This is a genomic window from Umezawaea endophytica (genome assembly GCF_025061645.1).
Classification (GTDB): Bacteria; Actinomycetota; Actinomycetes; order Mycobacteriales; family Pseudonocardiaceae; genus Umezawaea; species Umezawaea endophytica.
Map to the genome: position 1 here is coordinate 1 of NZ_JANYMP010000043.1, position 21,252 is coordinate 21,252.

21 protein-coding genes are annotated in these 21,252 nt (G+C 69.9%); 7 read left to right on the forward strand and 14 right to left on the reverse strand.

Annotation, left to right across the window (positions count from 1 at the left end; genetic code table 11):
• The 3 genes from NZH93_RS45880 to NZH93_RS45890 form a co-directional block, all read right to left on the reverse strand.
• Positions 1-1,238: MFS transporter (locus tag NZH93_RS45880; protein WP_259629659.1), on the reverse strand; the 1,238-nt coding region annotated here is incomplete at its 3' end.
• Between the two features lie 415 nt (positions 1,239-1,653).
• A complete protein-coding gene (locus NZH93_RS45885; protein WP_106185253.1) occupies positions 1,654-2,328 on the reverse strand; it encodes a Crp/Fnr family transcriptional regulator in 675 nt (224 codons plus the stop codon).
• Positions 2,329-2,552: 224 nt separating this feature from the next.
• On the reverse strand, positions 2,553-2,804 hold the full coding sequence (locus tag NZH93_RS45890) for a hypothetical protein (protein WP_259629660.1): 252 nt from the start codon (positions 2,802-2,804) through the stop codon (positions 2,553-2,555).
• Positions 2,805-2,989: 185 nt separating this feature from the next.
• Here NZH93_RS45890 and nth point away from each other — a divergent pair, with 185 nt between their 5' ends.
• The 4 genes from nth to NZH93_RS45910 are packed head-to-tail and all read left to right on the forward strand — an operon-like array spanning position 2,990 to position 6,150.
• Positions 2,990-3,694, forward strand: coding sequence for an endonuclease III (gene nth / locus NZH93_RS45895; RefSeq protein WP_259629661.1), 705 nt, complete (start codon positions 2,990-2,992; stop codon positions 3,692-3,694).
• The gene (locus NZH93_RS45900) at positions 3,691-4,281 is read left to right on the forward strand and encodes a TlpA family protein disulfide reductase (protein WP_259629662.1); all 591 of its coding nucleotides are present in this window, start codon (positions 3,691-3,693) and stop codon (positions 4,279-4,281) included. The genes nth and NZH93_RS45900 overlap by 4 nt, the downstream gene beginning before the upstream one ends.
• Positions 4,278-4,940 (forward strand): NUDIX hydrolase, encoded by a 663-nt coding sequence (locus tag NZH93_RS45905; RefSeq protein WP_259629663.1) that lies wholly within the window; start codon positions 4,278-4,280, stop codon positions 4,938-4,940. The genes NZH93_RS45900 and NZH93_RS45905 overlap by 4 nt, the downstream gene beginning before the upstream one ends.
• A gap of 22 nt (positions 4,941-4,962) precedes the next feature.
• Positions 4,963-6,150, forward strand: coding sequence for a MarP family serine protease (locus NZH93_RS45910; RefSeq protein WP_259629664.1), 1,188 nt, complete (start codon positions 4,963-4,965; stop codon positions 6,148-6,150).
• 146 nt (positions 6,151-6,296) lie between these two features.
• Here NZH93_RS45910 and NZH93_RS45915 read toward each other — a convergent pair whose 3' ends face one another.
• The 4 genes from NZH93_RS45915 to acs form a co-directional block, all read right to left on the reverse strand.
• Positions 6,297-7,223 carry an alpha/beta fold hydrolase gene (locus tag NZH93_RS45915; protein WP_259629665.1) on the reverse strand — a complete coding sequence of 309 codons (927 nt, stop codon included), beginning with the start codon at positions 7,221-7,223 and terminating at the stop codon, positions 6,297-6,299.
• Positions 7,224-7,230: 7 nt separating this feature from the next.
• Complete coding sequence (locus NZH93_RS45920) at positions 7,231-7,719, reverse strand: phage holin family protein (protein WP_259629666.1); 489 nt, start codon at positions 7,717-7,719, stop codon at positions 7,231-7,233.
• A 48-nt stretch (positions 7,720-7,767) separates the two neighbouring features.
• The gene (nhaA, locus tag NZH93_RS45925; protein WP_259629667.1) at positions 7,768-8,967 is read right to left on the reverse strand and encodes a Na+/H+ antiporter NhaA; all 1,200 of its coding nucleotides are present in this window, start codon (positions 8,965-8,967) and stop codon (positions 7,768-7,770) included.
• A gap of 559 nt (positions 8,968-9,526) precedes the next feature.
• Positions 9,527-11,509 (reverse strand): acetate--CoA ligase, encoded by a 1,983-nt coding sequence (gene acs, locus NZH93_RS45930; protein ID WP_259629668.1) that lies wholly within the window; start codon positions 11,507-11,509, stop codon positions 9,527-9,529.
• A 134-nt stretch (positions 11,510-11,643) separates the two neighbouring features.
• Between acs and NZH93_RS45935 the strand changes: the two genes are divergently transcribed.
• Positions 11,644-12,792, forward strand: a complete 1,149-nt coding sequence (locus NZH93_RS45935; protein WP_259629669.1) for an RNA-guided endonuclease InsQ/TnpB family protein — start codon at positions 11,644-11,646, stop codon at positions 12,790-12,792.
• Positions 12,793-13,139: 347 nt separating this feature from the next.
• On the opposite strand, the gene NZH93_RS45940 is transcribed toward NZH93_RS45935, so the two are convergent.
• On the reverse strand, positions 13,140-13,691 hold the full coding sequence (locus NZH93_RS45940; protein WP_259629728.1) for a GNAT family N-acetyltransferase: 552 nt from the start codon (positions 13,689-13,691) through the stop codon (positions 13,140-13,142).
• A gap of 123 nt (positions 13,692-13,814) precedes the next feature.
• On the opposite strand from NZH93_RS45940, the gene NZH93_RS45945 reads away from it, so the two are divergent.
• A complete protein-coding gene (locus NZH93_RS45945) occupies positions 13,815-14,540 on the forward strand; it encodes a Fic family protein (RefSeq protein WP_259629670.1) in 726 nt (241 codons plus the stop codon).
• Here the strand turns inward: NZH93_RS45945 and NZH93_RS45950 are convergent, their stop codons facing one another.
• The 3 genes from NZH93_RS45950 to NZH93_RS45960 form a co-directional block, all read right to left on the reverse strand.
• Complete coding sequence (locus NZH93_RS45950; protein WP_259629671.1) at positions 14,541-15,041, reverse strand: hypothetical protein; 501 nt, start codon at positions 15,039-15,041, stop codon at positions 14,541-14,543.
• Between the two features lie 89 nt (positions 15,042-15,130).
• Positions 15,131-16,267: a kynureninase gene (gene kynU, locus NZH93_RS45955; protein ID WP_259629672.1), complete on the reverse strand. Its 1,137-nt coding sequence runs from the start codon at positions 16,265-16,267 to the stop codon at positions 15,131-15,133.
• Entirely contained in the window at positions 16,264-17,100 is an 837-nt protein-coding gene (locus NZH93_RS45960) for a tryptophan 2,3-dioxygenase (RefSeq protein ID WP_259629673.1), read from the reverse strand. The genes kynU and NZH93_RS45960 overlap by 4 nt, the downstream gene beginning before the upstream one ends.
• A gap of 106 nt (positions 17,101-17,206) precedes the next feature.
• On the opposite strand from NZH93_RS45960, the gene NZH93_RS45965 reads away from it, so the two are divergent.
• Complete coding sequence (locus tag NZH93_RS45965; protein ID WP_259629674.1) at positions 17,207-17,662, forward strand: Lrp/AsnC family transcriptional regulator; 456 nt, start codon at positions 17,207-17,209, stop codon at positions 17,660-17,662.
• Here the strand turns inward: NZH93_RS45965 and NZH93_RS45970 are convergent.
• From NZH93_RS45970 to NZH93_RS45980, 3 genes are all read right to left on the reverse strand, one after another.
• Positions 17,645-18,565 carry an N-acetylmuramic acid 6-phosphate etherase gene (locus NZH93_RS45970; protein ID WP_259629675.1) on the reverse strand — a complete coding sequence of 307 codons (921 nt, stop codon included), beginning with the start codon at positions 18,563-18,565 and terminating at the stop codon, positions 17,645-17,647. The two genes, NZH93_RS45965 and NZH93_RS45970, sit on opposite strands and share 18 nt — an antisense overlap.
• On the reverse strand, positions 18,562-19,485 hold the full coding sequence (locus NZH93_RS45975; protein ID WP_259629676.1) for a MurR/RpiR family transcriptional regulator: 924 nt from the start codon (positions 19,483-19,485) through the stop codon (positions 18,562-18,564). Before NZH93_RS45975 ends, NZH93_RS45970 begins: the two co-directional genes overlap by 4 nt.
• A 132-nt stretch (positions 19,486-19,617) precedes the next feature.
• Positions 19,618-21,252 (reverse strand): serine hydrolase domain-containing protein, encoded by a 1,635-nt coding sequence (locus tag NZH93_RS45980; RefSeq protein ID WP_259629677.1) that lies wholly within the window; start codon positions 21,250-21,252, stop codon positions 19,618-19,620.

The window sequence follows — 21,252 nt, forward strand, 5'->3', positions numbered from 1 at the left end:
CGAGCGGCGAGGTCCATCTCGACGCGCGTCTCGGCGGGGACGCCCGCCGCGACCGTGCCGCGGAGCAGCCACACCGCCGTCGCGACGAGCAGGCCCGCGCCACCGGCCGCGAGGAACGCGACCGACGTGCCGATGTGCTCGACGAGGTAGCCGCTGATCGACTGGCCGATGGCCAGGCCGACGGTGACGGCGGTGATGACCCAGCCGAACGCCTCGGTGGCCGTGCCCTTCGGCGCGACCTGCTCGATCGCGGCCGAGTGGGTGGTCGCCTGCGGCGTGACCAGGGTGCCGACGAGCAGCATCGTCAGGCCAAGCCAGATCAGCGTGGTCGGGATGGCGAGCAGCAGCGACAGCGCGCCGAACCCGCCGAGCAGCGCGGGCAGCCGCAGGTGCATCGACTTGGGGAACGGCCGCATCGCGTACAGGACGCCGAACACGACGGAGCTGATCGACCACGCGCTCAGCAGCAGGCCGCCCAGGCTGATGTGGCCCGCGTTCGCGGCGGCCGCGGGCACCGCGACCTCGATGAACCCGATCGTGACGCCGAAGCCGAGCGCGGCGAGCGCGACCGTGCGCATGCCGGGGCTGGCCAGCGCGCCGAGCAGCTTGCGGTTCTCCACGACGGCCGGGCGCACGGCGCGGACGGTGGGGTTGAGCGCGAACCAGGTGGCGCCGACGATCATGCAGACGACGCCGATGACGACGCCCGTGCCCGCCCACGGTGCCGCGACCAGCAGTCCGGACAGGCCGGGGCCGAGGATGAAGAAGACCTCCATGCTGATCGCCTCGTAGGCGTAGCCCGCGAGCCGGGTCGAGCCCGGCGGGACCATGCGGGCCCAGAGCGCGCGGGACGCGGAGCCGACCATCGGTTCGGTGAACCCGACGAGGAACGCCAGCGGCAGCATCACGACGACCGGCGCCTTCGCCTCGACGGAAATGATCGCGGCGGTCGCGAACACCGCCAGCAGCCCGGTCGTGACGAGCAGCGGCCTGGTGGGGCCGAGCCGGTCCATCAGCCTGCCCTGCACGACCGCGCCCACCGCGACACCGACCAGCGAACCCGCCGACACCAGGCCGGCGATGGCGAACGAGCCCGTCGAGCGCTGCACGTAGAGCAGCATCGACAGGCCGACCATCGCGATCGGGAGCCGGGCGAGGAGGGACGCGACCACGGGGCCGCGCATTCCGGGGGTGGTGAGGGCGGCGCGGTAGTCGGCGAGACGGGCAGAGTGGGACATGCGTACCAGTGTGCCCGACAGTGGTACGCCCGTACCAGTCATTTCGCGGTGCGGTTCATCACCGGGGGCGCATCCGTTGCGATTTGGTCACGACAATGCGATGTACGGGTGAAAGTTGGCAACGAAAGTGCTGAACACGACGTCTTACAGGGTGACAGGGCTTGAAGTACCGGGGAGTCGCCGTGCGATCGTGTGCGCGGAGGTTCGCCGAACGGGCGCCCGCCGTCCGTGAAGATCACCGCACAGGTTTGGGCGGAGATCGGACCGGGTAACCAGACCTACTGCCGGCGACGAGGGTCGGGGCCTGAACGCCGGAGTTGGGTAGCGCGGTTCGTCGGGGGATGGACCACGCGAAGCAAAGGGACCGGTGCGCCGCGTCGGGGGCGGCGCCCGGTCCCTTTGTGCTTCGTGAGGCCTACCGAGCCCGGCGAGCCAGTCGCTCGGGGTCGAGGATCAGCACGCTCTTGCCCTCCAACCGCAGCCAGCCGCGGTGGGCGAAGTCGGCGAGCGCCTTGTTCACGGTCTCCCGCGAGGCGCCGACGAACTGCGCGATCTCCTCCTGCGTCAGGTCGTGGGTGACCCGGAGCAGGCCTGCCTCCTGACTGCCGAACCGCTGGGCGAGCTGGAGCAACGCCTTCGCGACTCGGCCCGGCACGTCGGTGAAGATCAGGTCGGCCAGCATGGAGTTCGTCCGGCGCAGCCTGCGGGCCAAGGCCCTCAGGAGCTGCTCGGCGATCTCCGGCCGGTTCGTGATCCACGTCCGCAGTGCGGGTCGGTCCATGCTCACCGCGCGGACCTCGGTCACCGTGGTGGCCGTCGACGTGCGCGGACCGGGGTCGAAGATCGACAGCTCGCCGAACATGTCCGACGGTCCGAAGATCCCCAGCAGGTTCTCCCGACCGTCCGGCGACTTCCGGCCGATCTTCACCTTGCCCGACTGGATGATGTACAGCCGGTCGCCCGGCTCACCTTCCGCGAAGATCACGTGGCCACGCGGGAATTCAACGGACTCCAGCGTCTGCGCCAGTGCCTCCGCTGCAGCCGGTTCAACCCCCTGGAAGATGCCCGCGCGGGCCAGGGTCTCGTCCACCTCGTCCCTCCTGTCGAGACGCGACGGCATGGTCGTGCGCCTTCCGCCTTTTGGCGGAGCCTGCGCCGTGCCGTCGATCACTGAGTGCAGTCTAAGGGTTGTGCGGTGGATCGCCTTCCGGCTCGCCGTCCCGTGTGGAGGACAGGCTGATCTTCGCCAACCCCAGACAGCCCGGTAAGGCCCACGAAGGGTGCTTCGTGGACCTTCGGATCTGCTCGGGCCCGCTAGCGGCGGGTACGCCGCTGCCGCAGGTTCCTGGCACGACCGCCCAGCCTGCGGAGCCGGAACAGCTCCAGCGCCCGGCCGATGCCGTGCCCGTAGAGCGCCCTGACCTCGTCGGGTCGCGCCTGCTCCAAGAACTCCTCGACCTCGTCCTCCTGCACGGCCACGTGCCGCAGACGAGCTTCCACGCGCTCCATGAAGAGCGCGAAGAACATGATGATGATCGGAACGGCGATGACGAACCAGGCAGTCATGATGGCTCCGATCCTTGCGCATCGTGTTTCGGGTCGCTCAAGAGGGGGTCCCTCCAGCGTGTCGAGCCTCTGACGTATGAGGACGCCTACGCCCGTACATTGGTTCCGTGCCCACCGCGAAGTTTCGCCAAACGCCTGCGGCCAAGACGGAGACCAGGTTAGGTCGCGTTCGTCGGGCCCGTCGCATGGTCCGCTTGCTCGAGGCAGGCTATCCGGACGCCCACTGCGAACTCGACTTCACCACGCCGTTGGAGCTGCTCGTCGCGGTCGTCCTGTCCGCGCAGAGCACCGACAAGGGCGTCAACCTGGTCACGCCCGCGCTGTTCCGGCGCTACCGGACGGCCAAGGACTACGCGTCCGCCGACCGCACCGAGCTGGAGGAGCTGATCCGCTCGACCGGCTTCTACCGGAACAAGGCGACCTCCCTCCTTGGCCTGGGCGCCGCGCTGGTGGAGAAGTTCGACGGCGAGGTCCCCGGCAGGCTGGAGGACCTCGTCACGCTCCCCGGCGTCGGCCGCAAGACCGCGAACGTGGTGCTCGGCGACGCCTTCGGTGTGCCGGGGATCACCGTCGACACGCACGTCGGCAGGCTGACCAGGCGCTGGGGCTGGATCACCGAGGAGGACCCGGTCAAGGCCGAGCACGCCATCGGCGCGCTGGTCGAGCGCAAGGACTGGACGATCGCGTCCCACCGGACGATCTTCCACGGCCGCCGCGTCTGCCACGCCAAGAAGCCCGCGTGCGGCGCGTGCTTCCTGGCCCCGCAGTGCCCGTCGTACGGGATCGGCGAGGTGGACCCGGACAAGGCCGCGAAGCTGGTCAAGGGCGAGGAAGCGCCGCACCTGATCGACCTGGCCGACCGCGTTCGGGCTGGTGAGAAGCTCGGGTGAGGATCGCGACGCGGTGGGCGCTGGTGGCGCTGGTGCTGGTGGTGGCGGGCGTGGTCGCGCTCTGGCCGCGCTCCGGGGACCAGCCGTCGCCGGAGCGCACCGCGAAGCCCGCACCGGACCTGGGAGTCGCGCGCAACCTCGCCGCGCTGCGCCCGTGCCCCCGCGGCGGTGATGACGGTCCGCAACCCCTCCGGGGGATCACCGCAACCTGTCTGGGTGATGGCGCGTCCACTGACGTGGCCACGACCGTCGCAGGCGGTCCGGCGCTCATCAACTTCTGGGCGACCTGGTGCCAGCCGTGCCAGGAGGAGCTCAGGGTGCTGGACGAGTACGCCCAGCAGTCCGGGGCCGTGCCCGTGGTCGCCGTGCAGGTGCAGAGCGGCGAAGCCGACGGGCTGGAACTGCTGACCAAGCTCGGCGTCCACCTGCCGTCGCTGCACGACGAGCCGGACGCGCTCCGCAAGGCGCTGAAGGCGCCGCCCACCCTGCCCGCCAGCTTCGTCGTCCAACCGAATGGTTCAGTGATCCAAGTTACATCTCCGCTGGTTTTCTCCTCGCCGGACCAGGTCCGGGAGGCCGTTCGATGACGCTCCTGACCGACCCGGCGGACGTGCCGGAGTGGATGGCCACGCTCGTGAAGGCCGCCACCCAGATCGACGCCAAGGCGTTCTCCAGGATGACCGCGCCCGCCACCGGGACGACCCGCGCGGCGGCCGTGCTGATGCTCTTCGGCGAGGGCAACGACGGCCCTGACGTGCTGCTCCTGCGTCGCTCGGACACGCTCGGGTCGCACCCCGGCCAGGTCGCGTTCCCCGGCGGAGCGGCCGACCCGACCGACGACGGACCGGTCGACACGGCGCTCCGCGAGGCCCGCGAGGAGACCGGCGTGCTCCGCGAAGGGGTGCGCCCGGTGCTCGTCCTGCCGGACCTGTTCGTGCCCGTGTCCGGCTTCGTCGTCAGCCCGGTGCTCGCACATTGGCATGAACCATGTCCGGTGGAGCCCGTAGACCCTGCTGAGACCGCGGCGGTGGCGAGGGTGCCGATCGCCCACCTCGCGGACCCGGCCAACCGGTTCCTCGTGAGCCACCCCTCGGGCTACGTGGCACCCGCGTTCTCCGCACCTGGCATGTTGGTGTGGGGTTTCACGGCAGGACTGCTCAACGGCCTCATCGCACTCGGCGGGTGGGAACGCCCGTGGGACGGGACCGACGTTCGAGACCTTGATCTAGCGCTGCGCGCTACGTAGAAGCTTGCCGGAGGTTGTGGGCGTGAATTGGGTCGACCTGCTGGTGCTGGCGCTCGCCGTGTTCGCGGCGGTGTCCGGCGCCCGGCAGGGCATGGTCATCGCCCTGCCCGCGTTCATCGGTGTCCTGGTCGGTCTCGTGCTGGGCACCCAGCTCGCGCCGCTCGTGGTCTCGCAGTTCGACAACGTCGTGACCAAGGTGGTCTTCGCGGTCGGCATCGTGATCCTGCTGGTCGCGCTCGGCGAGACGCTGGGCGTCTACATCGGCCGGATGGTGAAGCCGCACGTCAACTCGACGCCGTTGCGGGGCCTGGACAACGCGCTCGGCGCGATCGTCCAGGGCCTCGTGGTGTTCGTCGTGGCGTGGATGATCGCCCTGCCGCTGACCTCGGTCGCCGGCCTGCCGTCGCTGGCGAAGGCGCTCAACCAGTCCGTGCTGCTCAAGACGGTCGACGACACGATGCCGCAGGCCGCCCGCCAGTTGTCGGACGACCTCCAGAAGCTGTTCGACGTGTCCGGCTTCCCGGCCGCGATGGACCCGTTCAACCGCACGCCGCTCAAGGACGTCGGCCCGCCCAACCCGGAGCTGGCGGCGAACCCGATCGTGCAGAAGCTCCGGCCCAGCGTGCTCAAGGTCCGCGGCCGGGCCCCGTCGTGCTCGCGGGCGCTGGAGGGCACCGGGTTCGTCGTCGCGCCCGAGCGGGTCATGACGAACGCGCACGTCGTCGCGGGCACCAGCGAGGTGACTGTCGAGGTCGGCCGCGGCCAGTTCGACGCGACCGTGGTCCTCTACGACGCCCAGACCGACGTGGCGATCCTCGCCGTGCCGGACCTGGAGGCCACACCGCTCCAGTTCGTCAACGAGGAGATCCCGCAGGGCACCGACGGCATCGTGCTGGGCTACCCGCTGGACGGCCCGTACACGGCGTCCGAGGCGCGGGTGCGCGAACGCATCCCGATGCTGCGCGGCCCGGACATCTACGACGCGCAGACCGTGACCCGCGACGTCTACACCGTGCGGGCGAAGGTCCGCAGCGGCAACTCCGGCGGCCCGCTGGTCGACCCGCAGGGCCGGGTGATGGGCGTGGTCTTCGGCGCGGCCGTCGACGACCAGGAGACCGGCTTCGTGCTCACCGCGCAGGAGGTCCAGGCCGAGGTCGAGAAGGCGTCGCAGTTGGTGCGCAAGGAGTCGACCCAGAGCTGCGCTAGTTAGGATGGTCGCTGCTCCGCAGACTCCGGCTCGGCCGCCTGTAGTCGGCAGTTCGGCCTCGATTTTTTTCGAGTCGGACAGAGACTTCGTCACCGCCCGACTCGAAAAAAATGGTGACCGACCTACCGACGCGGCCTCGCGTGGTGGGGTCAGGTCTGGCTGAGGAACTCGGCCAGCACGCGGCTGGTGGTGTGCGGCGCTTCCTGGTGGGGGAAGTGGCCGATCTCCGGCAGGCAGCGGAACTTCGAGTTGGGGCCGAGCCAGTAGGACGAGTGGCGGGCCGTGGGTTCGAGCATGATCGGGTCCATCGCGCCGTGCAGTTGCAGCACGGGCACCTCGAGCCTGCGGTCGATGGTCTCGATGAACCGCCTGCCGTCGCTGCGGACCTGCGAACGCAGCGCCCAGCGGTAGTACTCCAGCGCGCTGTGGGCGACGCCGGGCACCATCATCGCCTCGCGGTTGCGGCGGACGACCTCGTCGAACTCGGGCGCGACCGTCCACTTGGGACCTGACCACGTCCGCAGGAGGTGGCCGACGTTGGCCGCGCGGTCGCTGGTCAGCCAGCGTTCCGGGTAGATCGGAGCCTGGAAGCGGAACACGTGACCGCTGGCCCGGCCCTGGCCGCGCGGGTTCTTGCGGATGGCCCGGCGCAGCGCGAGCGGGTGCGGTGCCGAGATCGCGGACACCGAGCGCACGAGCCGGGGGTGCATCGCGCCGACGGTCCACGCCAGCAGCCCGCCCCACGCGTGGCCGACGAGGTGGGCGCGGCGTTCCCCGAGCGCCTTGACCAGCCCCGCCACGTCACCGGCGAGCGTCCACCCGTCGTACCCGCGGGGCGGCTTGTCCGAGTCGCCGTACCCGCGCAGGTCGACCGCGACCGCGCGGTAGCCCGCTTCGGCGAGCGAGGTCAGTTGGTGCCGCCACGACCACCAGAACTCCGGGAACCCGTGCAGCAGCAGGACCAGCGGGCCGTCGCCCATTTCGGCGACGTGCAGCCGGATGCCGTTGGCGGAGACGTCCCGGTGGGTCCACGGTCCGCTGATCCGCACCGTGGACGGATCAGGTGGCAGGCGCACCGCGCGCCTAGCTGGCTTCGCCGCGGTGTCGCAACGTGTCGACGATGTCCTTGGCGGATTCGATGGTGCGCTCCGGCTTCCGCAGCTTCTTGAGCTTGCGCACGCCCAGCAGCACGAACAGGCCGGTGACGAGCAGCATGGCCACGAACACCGTCAGAAACGACAGCGACAGGGGCCAGCCGAAGATGTCGTAGAGGGCGTAGCCGATGGTCAGGAACAGGAAGAAGAGGCTGAACAGCAGCACCGTCAACGCGACGATGAAGTAGACGCTGCCAGTGATCCCCTTCTTGACCTCCTTGACGACCTCGGACTTCGCCAGCTCGACCTCGGCCCTGACCAGGGTGGACAGGTGGCCCGTCGCATCGCGCACGAGCCCGCCGAGCGACGTCTCCTCCGCGATCTTCGCCGGGTTCTCCGCCGTCAGCGGGATCGACGGGACGGGCGGCAGACCGTCGCTTCCACGGCTGCCGTTGGTGTTCTCCCTCGCGCTGGTCACCGGCTCATCGTGCCATGCACGCCGGCGCGCAGCCGTTCGGCTGGCGGATCACGTGACTTCGTTGTCACGTTGGTGCACGCGGCTGCGCCGAACGAGCAGAACAGCGGCGAGCAGAGAGGCCGTCAACGAGGCCAGCAGCACGGCCGCCTTCGCCTGCTCGGCCGCAGGTCCGTCCAGTGCGAGGTCGGCGATCAGCAGACTCACGGTGAACCCGACACCCCCCAACATCCCGACGGCCACAACGTCCCGCGGCCCCGCCCCACGAGGCCACACGGCCACCCCCAACCACACCGCGAGCGCCGCCGAACCAACGATCCCCACCACCTTGCCGACCACCAGCCCGGCCATGACACCGAGCGCGATCCGATCCGAGAACAGCGCACCCAGCGCGTCGGCACCAAGGGGCACGCCAGCCGCGAACAGCGCGAACACCGGCACGGCGACCCCAGCGGAGAACGGCTGGAGCCGGTGTTCAAGCCGAACAGCAGGCGAACGCTCCTCACGCGGGTCCAGTCGCACCCGCGTCAACAACCCGAGCACCACCCCCGCGACCGTCGCGTGCACACCAGCCGCGTGCACCAGCCCCCACGTCACCACCGCGATCGGCACGTAGAGCCACGCGCTGCGAACCCGCCTGTGCTGGAGGTACGCGTAGAGCGCCATCAACGCCAGCGCCCCGACCGCCGCGAGGACGTTGAACTCAGACGTGAACAACACGGCGATCACCAGGATGGCACCGAGGTCGTCGACCACCGCAAGACTGAGCAGGAACACCCGCAAACTGCCGGGCAACCCCGACGCGGTGATCGCCAAGACACCCAACGCGAACGCGATATCAGTAGCCACAGGAATCGCCCACGCCCGCCCAACACCAGGCTCCCCCCAAGCCACCCCCACCGCGACCAGCGCCGGAACAACCATCCCACCCAAGGCAGCGATCACCGGCAGGACCGCGGCCTTCAGCTTCGACAACTCCCCGACAACCAACTCCCGCTTCAGCTCAAGCCCCGCGACGAAGAAGAACACCGCCAACAACCCGTCCTTCGCCCAGTCACCGACGCTGAGGTCGAGGTGCAGGACGGAGGGACCGATCCGCAGGTCACGCAGACCCACGTACAAATCGCCGAACGGCGAGTTGGCCCAGACCAACGCGACAGCGGTGGCAACGAGCAGCACCACCCCACCGACGGTCTCGGTGCGCAGGTAGCGGGCGAAGTCGGTGACGATGGCCGGCCGGTGGGACTTCAAGTGATCAACTCCGGGGTAGTGGACAGCACAATACTGCTGCCGACCAGACTTCCCGGCTCACCGAAACCAGTATAACCCACGAAACAGCGCGTTGAACGGACCGTTCACCACGGCCAGAGGTCAAGCAACAAAAACTGTCGGACCCCTGCCGTAGCGTTGAATTCGGGGGACCCATCCCTCGCGCGCGGGGGGACAGCACGAGATGGTGACCCACTGCGAGACCGGCTCGAAAAGGTGGCCCACTACGGAACCGGCGCTCAAAGGTGACCCACCACGAAACCGGTCCGAAAAGGTGGCCCGCCACGAAACCGGCACCCAAAAAGAAGAGCCCACGACGGGACCGGCAGACCGACCGGGAGGCCCTAAAACCGTGGCCGATTTTACTTGGGGGATTCGACCCTTAAACTTGCGCCGGGCGGCAGCTTCACCTTCTGCCCTTTAGTGCCCGGCGAAGGGTCGAATCTAGGGGCCCCAAGTCAAATCGGCCACACCCCGCCGGAACGCGACCCCCCCGTGGTCGGCCCCCGGAACCATCCCAAAGGCCGACCACCCCACAAACTCAATCCTCAGAACTACCTTTCAACCCACTGGAGATCAAATCCATCACCGAAGAATCCGCCAACGTCGTCACATCCCCGACCTGCCGATTCTCCGCCACATCCTTCAACAACCGCCGCATGATCTTCCCAGACCGAGTCTTCGGCAACTCCGGCACAACCATGATCTGCCGAGGCTTCGCAATAGGCCCGATCTCCTTGGCCACGTGCTCCCGCAAGGCCTTGATCGCCTCAGCCCCCGAAGCACTATCCGCCACCCCACCACGCAGGATCACAAAAGCCACGATCCCCTGCCCGGTAGTAGCATCAGAAGCCCCCACCACAGCAGCCTCAGCCACCGTAGGATGCGAAACCAACGCCGACTCAACCTCAGTCGTAGAAATCCGATGACCAGACACGTTCATCACGTCATCAACCCGACCCAACAACCAAATATCCCCATCGGCGTCATACTTCGCCCCATCCCCGGCGAAGTAGAACCCCTCCTCGGCGAACCGCGACCAGTAAGTATCCCGGAACCGCTCCTCATCCCCCCAAATCCCCCGCAACATCGCGGGCCAGGGCTGGTCGAGCACCAGGTACCCACCCCCACCGTGCGCGACCTCGACCCCCTGCTCGTCAACGACCTTCGCCCCGATCCCGGGCAACGGCCGCTGCGCAGAACCAGGCTTGGTAGAAATAACCCCAGGCAACGGCGAAATCATGATCGCACCGGTCTCGGTCTGCCACCACGTGTCCACGATCGGCGCCTTACCAGCCCCGATGTGCTCCCGGTACCAAATCCAAGCCTCCGGGTTGATCGGCTCACCGACACTCCCCAGCACGCGCAACGACGAAAGGTCGTACTTCGCGGGGATGTCGTCACCCCACTTCATGAACGTGCGGATCAACGTGGGCGCCGTGTAGTAGATCGACACCCCGTACTCCTGCACGATCTCCCAGTGCCGCCCCTCGTGCGGGGTGTTGGGCGTGCCCTCGTAGACGACCTGGGTCACCCGGTTGGCGAGCGGCCCGTACACGATGTAGCTGTGCCCGGTCACCCAGCCGATGTCCGCGGTGCACCAGTACACGTCCGTGTCCGGCTTTAGGTCGAACACGTTGTGGTGCGTGTACGCCGCCTGCGTCAGGTACCCGCCGGTCGTGTGCAGGATGCCCTTCGGCTTCCCGGTCGTCCCGGACGTGTACAGGATGAACAGCGGGTGCTCGCTGTCGAACGCCTCCGGCGTGTGCGAATCGGACTGCGCGTCCACGACGTCGTGCCACCACACGTCGCGGCCCTCGACCCAGTCCACATCGGACTCGGTGCGCTTCACGACGAGCACGTTGGTGACGCTGGGGGTCTGCGCGACGGCCTCGTCCACGGCGGCCTTGAGCGACACGGGCTTGCCGCGCCGGTACTGGCCGTCGGTGGTGATCACGATCTTCGCGGAGGCGTCGTCGATGCGGGTGCGCAGCGCCTCGGCGGAGAAGCCCGCGAAGACGACGCTGTGCGTCGCGCCCAAGCGGGCGACGGCGAGGATGGAGAAGATCGCCTCGGGCACCATCGGCATGTAGATCGCGACCCGGTCGCCGGTCTCCAGGCCGAGCGAGACGAGCGCGTTCGCGGCCTTGGAGACCTCGCGCTTGAGGTCGTTGTAGGTGATCGTGCGCTTGTCGCCGGGCTCGCCGACCCAGTGGATCGCGACCTGGTCGCCGTGGCCGGACTCGACGTGCCGGTCAACGCAGTTGTAGGCGACGTTGAGCTTGCCGCCGACGAACCACTTCGCGAACGGCGCCTCCGACCAGTCGAGCACCTGGCCCCACTTGGTGTCCCAGTCGAGGCGGTCGGCCTGCGCGGCCCAGAACGCGTCGCGGTCGGCACTCGCATCGTCGTACAGCTTGGACGTCGCGTTCGCCTGCGCGGCGAACTCCGCGCTCGGCGGGAACGTCCTGCTTTCCGTGTGCAGGTTGTCCAGAGCTGGGCCCTGGCCCGACGGCTGGGTCATCGAAACTCCAATCGGTGGATACTCCGGCACTTGGACCGGGGAGGTGTCGATCTTTGAACGGCACCGGGGACGGCAGGGTCCGAAGTGGACGAGCGACTTCGATCATCACGGGTAGACCGGATAGTCTGCGGGACGTGTCGGGGGCGGTGGTGCAGCGGGCGTACCGCTATCGCTTCTACCCCACCGAGGGGCAAGTGGCGGAGTTGTCGCGGACGTTCGGCTGCGTCCGGCTGGTCTACAACCGGGCGTTGGAGGCCCGCACCACCGCGTGGCGTCAGGAGCGGCGGCGGGTCGGCTACGGCGACACGTCCGCGCTGCTCACCGCATGGAAGCGGACTCAGGACCTGGCGTTCCTGAACGAGGTGTCGTCGGTGCCGTTGCAGCAGTGCCTGCGGCACCAGCAGAAGGCGTTCACCAACTTCCACGGCAAACGGGCCGCCTACCCGAGGTTCAAGTCCCGCAAGAAGTCGAGGGCCTCGGCGGAGTACACCCGGTCCGGGTTCCGGTGGCGCGACGGCGTGCTCACCCTGGCCAAGATGGACCGGCCGCTGGCGATCGTGTGGTCGCGTCCGCTGCCCGAGGGCGCTGAACCCTCGACCGTGACAGTGTCGCGGGACCCGGCCGGTCGGTGGCACGTGTCGATCCTGGTCGGCACCACCATCGACCCGCTCACCCCCACGAGGGCCGAGGTCGGCGTCGACGCCGGACTGACCTGCCTGCTGACCCTCTCCACCGGCGAGAAGATCACCAACCCAAGGCACGAGCGCCGGGAACGGACGGCGTTGGCCCGCGCGCAACGCGACCTGGCCCGCAAGGTCAAGGGTTCGAACAACCGGGACAAGGCCCGGACCAGGGTCGCCCGCGTGCACGCCCGGATCGCCGATCGACGGCGGGACCTGCTGCACAAGCTGACCACTCGACTCGTTCGTGAGAACCAAACGATCGTGATCGAGGACCTCGCCGTCCGCAACATGGTCAAGAACCGCAACCTGGCCCGTGCGATCGGTGACGCGTCGTGGTCGGAGTTCCGGTCCATGCTGACCTACAAGGCCGGCTGGTACGGCCGCGCGGTGATCGCGGTGGACCGGTGGTACCCGTCCAGCAAGACCTGCTCGCACTGCGGCCACCTGCTCGACGCGTTGCCGCTGGGTGTGCGGGAGTGGGCGTGTCCCGGTTGTGGCGAGGTCCACGACCGTGATGTCAACGCCGCGCGAAACATCCTGGCCGCCGGACGGGCGGTCGCAGCCTGCGGAGACGGAGTCAGACCGAACCGGCGCCAGTAGTCGGTGAGGCATCTGTCGGAACCTCCCTTCCGGGGGAGAGGAAACAGGAATCGTCCGCTGTGAGGCGGATGGGAATCCCCAGTCCTTCGGGACCGGGGAGGACGTCAAGGTGCGAGACCTCCTACATTCCTGACCTACGTGCGGAGCGGCAGTGCTTGACCGTAGTGCCGGACGACCCGGATCGACAGGCTCGGCACACGAAAAGGTTCAGACCAATTCCGCGTACAGTCGAAACACCTGGGTAACTGTGTAACTCCGCTCGCCGGTCCGTGCCACCGTTCGTCGGCTGAACGACCCGTCCGTTGCGACGAACGGCCCCCGCGTGACGCCGCTCACCCCTGATCGGACTAATTCCCGCTGGTCAGCCCTTCGCGCACGGCGGGCCACTCCGGCGCGGTCACGGAGTACGCGGCGGTGTCGCGCAGCGTGCCGTCCGGTCGCACGCGGTGTGCGCGGAGCGTGCCCTCGTAGGTCGCGCCGAGCCGTTCGATCGCCGCGCGGGACCGGGTGTTGAGCACGTCGGTGTGCCAGCCGACGCGGTGCGCTCCCAGCACGTCGAACGCGCGCCCCATCAGCAGCAGCTTCGCGTTCGTGTTCAGGCCGGTGCGCTGCCAGCGCGCGCCGATCCACGTGTGTCCGATGTGGACGGCGCGGTGGACGGGGTCGACGTCGTAGTACGACGTGGTGCCCGCGACCTCGCCGGTCGCCGGGTCGATCTGGACCCACGGCAGCCGGTTGGGGTCGGCCAGCGCCTTGACGACCATCGCCCGCGTCTCGTCGACGGTCGTGGGCTGGACCATCCCGAGCCACGTCCAGACGGCCGGGTCCTCGCCCGCCTCGTGCAGGCCCTCGGCGTGGTCCTCGGTCAACGGCTCCAGCCGGACGTGCGGGCCGGTCATCACGGGTCGGTCGAACCAGTCGGTGCTCACGCCGCCTGACGCTATGTCGGAAGTGGCCACTCGTGAACGGCCATAACAGGGTAATCCCGGATGGCCACTTTACCGGCGGGTAATGTCCGCGCCGTGACCGATCCGCTGGCTCCGCTGCTGGACCTGCCCGGTGTGGCCGACGCCGTCGCCAACGCCAAGAACGCCGTCTTCCAGGTGCACCGCCACCGGGTGAACCTGCGCGGCTGGGCGACGACCGCCGCCGAGGCGTCCGTGCGCGCCGCCCGCGCGTCCGCCGCGCTCGACGGCGGACCGACCGCGATCCCGGAGGACGGCTCGGTGACGGACCCCGTGCTGGCCGGGTCGCTGCGGGTCGCCGAGGCGCTCGGCACGCTGCTGCCGACGTGGGAGCGCGCGCCGTCGCAGGCGCTGGCCCGGCTGCACCTGCTGGCCGCCGCCGACTTCGACGGCGAACTGGGCAGGCCCCGGCTCGACCCCGGTGTCGCCGACCGGCTGGACCTGCTCGCGGGCCTGCTGACCGGCGGTTCGAAGGCGCCAGGTCCGCTGCTGGTGTCGATCGTGCACGGCGAGCTGCTGGCGCTGTCGCCGTTCGAGAGCGCGAACGGCGTGGTGGCACGGGCCGCGGCGCGGCTCACGTCGATCTCCACGGGGCTCGACCCGAAAGGTCTCGGCGTCCCGGAGGTCCACTGCCTGCGCAGGCAGAGCGAGTACGACGCCGCGCTGGTCGGGTTCACCACCGGCGAGCCGGAGGGCGTCGGCCGGTGGATCATGTTCTGCTGCGCGGCCCTGGAGGCGGGCGCCCGCGAGGCGTCGAGCATCGCGGACGCCGCCTCCGCGTGATCAGCCGAAGAAGTCGCCGACGTACCCGAGGCGCGCCGGGCCGGACAGGGAGTTCGGCCACGCCACCGTCACGGTGCGGTCGCTCGCGGCGGTCGACGGCAGGGTGAAGGTCGCGGACGCGACCGGGTAGCCCTGGCCGGTGCCCTTCCTGGAGGCGATGTAGACGACCTTCGGGCTACCGGGGACCAGGACGGCGGCCTCGGCCCCCGCGGGGTCCGGGGAGACGACGCCGATGGGCAGCGGGTTGCCCGACGGGTCGTGGAAGACCAGGTCGCCGAGCGTGCCGCGCATCGTGCACGCGGTGCCCGGCTTGGCCTCGAACTCGACCTGGAAGAGCTGGTCGGCGACGTTGGGCGAGCGCCGTTCGTGCGCCACGACGTCGAGGGAGGACGCCGTGCACTGCGGCGTCGGGATGGAGGCGCCCGCCACGCCGACACCGACCACACCGAGGGCGACAGCGGCGGAACCGATCAGGACTGAGGTCTTCTTGATGATGGTCATACCGGTGAAGACGCCTCCGTCCGAACGTCGGTGGCCTGGTCGCGAGATGTGCCACTCGAGGACAACCGACGCCCGGACTCGAGCGTGATCTAGAGGATCTCGGCCAGGGCCTCCGCCGCTCGCCGGGCGTCGGAGTACCGGTTGTACAGGGGCGCGAAACCGAAGCGCAGCACGTCAGGAGGCCGGTGGTCGCCGATGACGTTCCGACCGATCAGCTTGTCCATCAGCGCGGCCGCGTCGGGGTGCCGCAGCGAGATCTGGTGCCCCCGCCACTCGTCGTCCGGCGTGATCACCTCGACGCCCGGCAGGTCCTCGACGAGCGACCGGAAGTACGCCGTCAGCTTCAGCCCCTTGGTCCGCACGTCGGTGAGCGACACCCCGTCCCACACGTCCAGCGCGACGTCGAGCGCGAGCATCGACAGGATGTCCGGCGTGCCGACGCGGGCCCGTGCGATGCCGGGGTCGGGCGTGAAGCCCTCATCCATCGCGAACGGCGCACGGTGCCCGGTCCACCCGGTCAGCGGCTGCTCGAACGTCGCCTGCGCGGCGGCGGGCACGTAGAGGAACGCGGGCGCGCCCGGTCCGCCGTTGAGGAACTTGTACGTGCACCCGACGGCCAGGTCCACGCCCAGCGCGTCCAGCTCGATCGGCAGCACCCCGGCGCTGTGGCAGAGGTCCCACACGACGCGTGCGCCGACGGCGTGCACCTGCTCGGTCACGGCGGCCATGTCCAGCATCCGGCCGGTCCGGTAGTCGACGTGGTTGAGCAGCACCACGGCCGTCCGCTCGGTCAGCTCCAGCGAGTCCGGCAGGGCGGGCCGCAGTTCGAGACCGGTCAGCTCCGCCACCGACCGGGCGATGTACCCGTCGGTCGGGAACGTGCCCGCGTCCACCACGATCTCCGCGCGGTCGGTGCCCTTCACCGCGGCCATCAGCGCCTTGAAGATGTTCACGCTGGTGGAGTCGCCAACGGCGACCTGGCCGGGAGCGGCGCCGACCAGCCTGCCGACCTTGTCGCCGACCCGTTGCGGAGCCTCCCACCAGCCCTCGGACCAGGAGCGGATCAGCCTGCGGCCCCACTGCTGCCGCACGACCTCCTGCACCCGGTCGGCGACCGCGCGCGGCGGCGCCCCCAGCGAGTTGCCGTCCAGGTAGACGACGTCGTCGTCCAGGTCGAACAGCTCGCGCACGGGTGCCAGCGGGTCGACGGCGTCGAGGTCGGTCACACGAAACTCCTCGCGGTCCACAGTTCCGGGAACACCGAACGCCGGGTGCGCTTCTCCAGGAACGCGACGCCCGCGGAGCCACCCGTGCCCACCTTGGCACCCATCGAGCGGCGGGTCGCGAGGAGGTGGTCGTAGCGCCAGCGGGCGAACTCCTCGGCGATGTCGGTCAGCGCCTCGCCGAGTTCCAGCAGGTCGCGGTCGTCGCCGCGGTAGATCTCGGCCCACACCTCCTCGACGTCGGCGTCGGGCTCGTAGGTCTTGGTCAGGTCCCGTTCCAGCACGGCGACCGGGATCGCCAGGCCGCGGCGGCGCAGCGCGGCGAGCACGTCGTCGTACAGGCTCGGCGCCGCCAACTGGGCTTCGAGGGACTCGTGCAGCTCGGGCACGGCGCGGTGCGGGACCAGCATCGACCGGGACTTCTCGCCGAGCAGGAACTCCAGCTCGCGGTAGACGCCGGACTGGAAGCCGGAGCCCTCGCCGAGCGCGTCGCGGAACGAGTTGAACTCGCCGGGCGTCATCCGCGCGATCGGCCGCCACGCGGCGTTGAGGCCCTGGAGGTGCAGGTCGCTGCGGCGCAGGGTGCGGACCGCCGCGCGCAGGTCGTCGGCCCGCAGTTCGAGCTGCGCCTGGCGCCACTCGAAGCAGAGGAGGCCGAAGTAGAGCTCCATGATCTGGGTGATGACCAGGAACGACATCTCGCGCGGGTCGTCGGAGGCCTGCTTCTGCAACGTGTGCAGGACCGAGGCGTGGACGTAGTCCTCGTACGGCGTGGTGCCGCCGAAGTCGAGCTTGGGGACCTCTTCGCCGCCGTGGATGACCGGACAAGTGCTCATGTCCTCATCATGCGTGGTCGAGTGGCATTTCTGAATGCACGTCGACGGCCGTAGGGCTGCTGATATCTCATGGCCGAAAGCCGTTTCCGCGGATAGCTTTGCGTTCATGAGCACCGACCTGGACTCCGTGGACTGGGCCCTGCTGGAAGCCCTCCAGGAGGACGCCCGGCTGTCGTACAACGAGCTGGCCAGGCGGGTGCACATCTCGCCGCCGACGGTCGCGCAGCGGGTGCGGCGGCTGGAGAACGCGGGCGTGATCACCGGCTACCGGGCCGCGGTCGACCCGACGGCGGTGGGCCGCTCGGTCGTCGCCCTGGTGCGGATGAAGTGCTACGGGCCGAGGTGCATCACCGTGCACCCGGAACTGCTCGACGACTGCCCGGAGGTGGTCGAGGTCGTGCGGCTGACCGGCGACATCTGCTCGGTCGTGAAGGTCGTGACGACGTCGGTGCAGGAGCTGGAACGGCTGCTCGTGCGGCTGGGGACCCACGGCGAGACGTCCAGCGCGATGGTCCTGTCCACGCCGATCCCGTGGCGGCCGGTGCTACCCGGTGCCCAGTGACACCATCGCCTGGCGCACGTGCCCGTCCGACCCGACGAGCGCCTCGGCGGCCCGCGCGATCGTCGCGCCGGACAGCAGGTGCACCAACGCGACCTTCAGGTCGCCGCCCGCGTCGGACAGCGCCTCCGTGCACTCCTGCTCGGCCAGCCCGGTCGCCTCGTGCAGGATCCGCACGGTCCGGCCGCGCAGCTTCGCGTTCGTGGCCCGCATGCTGACCATGAGGTTCGAGTAGGTGCGGCCCAGCCGGACCATCACCGCGGTGGAGAACGAGGTCAGCACCAGCTTCTGCGACGACCCCGCCTTCATCCGGGTCGAGCCCGCGATGGCCTCCGGGCCCGTGTCGAGCGCGATCAGCACGTCCACCTCGCACGGCGGGGGCGTGATCGGGTTGTTCGACACCAGCACGGTGTGCGCGCCCAGCGCGCGGGCCTCGCGCAGCGCGCCCACGACGTACGGCGTGCGGCCGGACGCCGTGACCCCGAGGACGAGGTCGCCCGCGGAGGCGAAGCGGCGGATCTCCGCCGCCCCGCTGCCGTCCTCGACGTTCTCCATCGCCCGCACCAGGGCCTCCGGGCCGCCCGCGTGGTGCGCCATGAACCAGTCCGGCGGGGTGTTGAACGTGGGGGACAGCTCCGCCGCGTCGAGCGTGGCGAGCCTGCCCGACGTGCCCGCACCGACGTAGTGCACCCGTCCGCCGGAGCGCAGCGCGCCGACGGCGAGGTCGGCGGCGCGCGCCAGTTGCGGCAGCACCGCCGCCACCGCGTCCGGCACCGAGTGGTCTTCCAGGTTGATCGCTCGCAGCACGTCCAGGGTGGACATCCGGTCGATGTCGAGGGTGCGCGGGTTCCGCATCTCGGTCGGGGAATCCACGCGCACCGCCACACCGTTGCCGGGCGAGGTCATTTACCGTTCTCCCGTCGTCGCCTGCCGTCGGGCCGCGCTCCCAGCCGGTGGCCGGACACCGCGTCGTACGTCGCCTCCAGCGCGGACTTCGCGCTGTCGACGTGCTGCTGCGCCACCCCGATGAACAGGCAGTCGACCACGGTCAACTGGGCGATCCGGCTGGACATCGCACCCGAGCGGAACGTGGTCTCGCGCGCGGCCGTGGTCAGCACGTGGTCGGAGACCTCGCTGATCGGCGACCGCGGGAAGTTCGTCAGCGCCACCGTCGTCGCGCCGCGGTCCTTGGCGACCCGGAGGGCCTCCACGGTCTCCGACGTCGACCCGGTGTGCGAGATGCCGACCGCGACGTCGGCGCTGGTGAGCACCGCCGCGCTGGTCAGGGCGATGTGGGTGTCGTTCCAGGCGAAGCAGACGCGGCCGATCCGGTGCAGCTTCTGCTGGAGGTCGAACGCGACGAACGCGCTCGCGCCGAACCCGTAGACGTCCACGCGGCCCGCGCCCGCGACGGCTTCCACGACGCGTTGCAGCGTCTCGACGTCGAGCTGCTCGGCGGTCTCCTCGACCGCGCGCGCGTCGGCGAACGCGACCTTGCCGACGACCTGCCGCAGGTCGTCGGTGAGCGCGATGTCACCGCCGAGGTCGCGGTCGACGCGGGCCGCGGTGCGGGCGGTGTCGGCCGCGAGGGCGATGCGCAGCTCGGGGTAGCCGCCGACGCCGATGGCCTTGCAGAAGCGGGTCACCGTCGTCTCGCTGGTGCCCGCGGCCTCGGCGACCTCGGTGATGCTGCGGTGCGCGACCGTGGCGGGGTTCTCCAGGACGACCTTGGCGACCCGCTGCTCGGCGCGGGCCAGGCCCGGCAGGAGGGAGCGGATCTTGACCAGTGGGCTGGCGTCGACGTAATCAGGGTGGTGGCTGGACACGTGGGAAACTTACTAACCGTCACTGGCCCGGTCAACGCGTGGGAGGAGTAACTCGGGCATGATTGTGAGGAATTCTCACCCGGATGGGCGCTGGGCCCTCACGCACCGTCCGAGCACGTCGACGCAGGGTGCTCACCGGTTCACCCGCAGCCAGCCCGCGGACGTCAGCGCCTCGGGGTTCCGCTCGGCGTCGAGCAGCGTCCCGCGGTCGCCCAGAACCCGGATCCCGTCCAGGTAAACACCTCTGCCGCCGTAGCCGGTGCCGCGCGTGTAGACCCAGCGGAGCCGGTTCGCGTCCACGGCGACGTCGACCCGTTTCCACGTCCTCGTGCCCGTTCCGGTGAGGGTCGTCAGATCGCGCCACGTCGTCCCGTCACCCGCTTGGAGCACGACACCGTCCCCGACGTCCAGGTCGACGAACGCGTCGAACGACACCCGCCGCGCGCCGGGGAGGTCACCGGTGGTGAGCGTCGCGCCGGACGTGGAGGGCGTCCACGCGTCCGGCCCGCGCTGCGGACGGACGGCGAGCGCCTTGGCGAGGCCGTCCGCCACGGCCCGGCGGGCCGGGTTGACGGAACCCCAGTCGCGGGACGGGTGCACGCGGTTGGTCAGCAGGATCGCGATCGACCGCGACATCGGGTCGAGCACGAGCGACGTGCCGGTGAACCCGGTGTGCCCGGCCGTGCGGGGTGAGCTGAGCGCCCCCATGTACCAGCGCTGGTCCAGTTCGAAGCCGAGCCCGTGGGCGTTGCCGGGGAACTCGGTGTTGAAGTCGGTCAGCATCCGCTCGACGGTCTTCGGCCGCAGGATCCGGTGGCCGTCGTACGTGCCGCCGTTGAGGATCGCCTGACCGAGCACGGCCAGGTCGCGCGCCGTGGAGAACACGCCCGCGTGCCCGGCGACGCCGCCCAGCGACCAGGCGTTCTCGTCGTGCACGGTGCCGCGGACCATGCCCCGGCTGGTGTTCGGCTGGTACTCCGTCGCCGCGATCCGGTCTAGCTTGGCCGCGGGCGGGTTGTAGCCGGTGTCCACGAGCCCGAGCGGACGGGTGATCCCGTCGCGCACCAACCGGTCCAGCGGCGACCCGCTGACCCGTTGGACCAGCACGCCCAACGTGATCAGGTTCAGGTCGGAGTACGTGTACGTCGACCCCGGCGGCGTCTTCGGCGCCACGTCCATGACGGCCTTGATCCGCGACGGCACGTCCGGCCACGCCTGCCACAGCGGCAGGTACGGCTCCAGGCCCGAGGTGTGGGTCAGGAGCTGCTCGACGGTGATGTCGGCCTTGCCGTTCACGCCGAACTCGGGGAGGTACCGCGACACCGGCTGGTCGACGCGCACGCGACCCCGGTCGACCTGCTGCATGACCACGATGGACGTGAACAGCTTCGAGATCGACGCGAGGTCGAAGATCGTGTCCTCGGCCATCGGCACCCGCCGCTCCACCGGCAGCTCGGTGGTCTTGTCGGAGTACCGCACCGCCCACCCGGCGGGCCGGTGGGCGACGACCGCGCCGTCGTGGACCATCAGCGTCACCGCGCCGGAGAACAGCGGGTGCCCGGTCGCCGCGTCCACGTCGGTGTAGCCGCGGACCCGCTCGAGCGCGGCGTCGATCGGCCCCGCCTCCAGCCTGCCGGGGTGGAGCGTGGTCCACGCGGGCGAGAACCCCGCGTGCGGGCGGTCGAACCGACCGGTCGACGGGTCCGCGTGCGCGGGGGCGGCGGACATGGCCATGAAGGTCACCAGTAGCAGGGCGGGCAGGCGCAT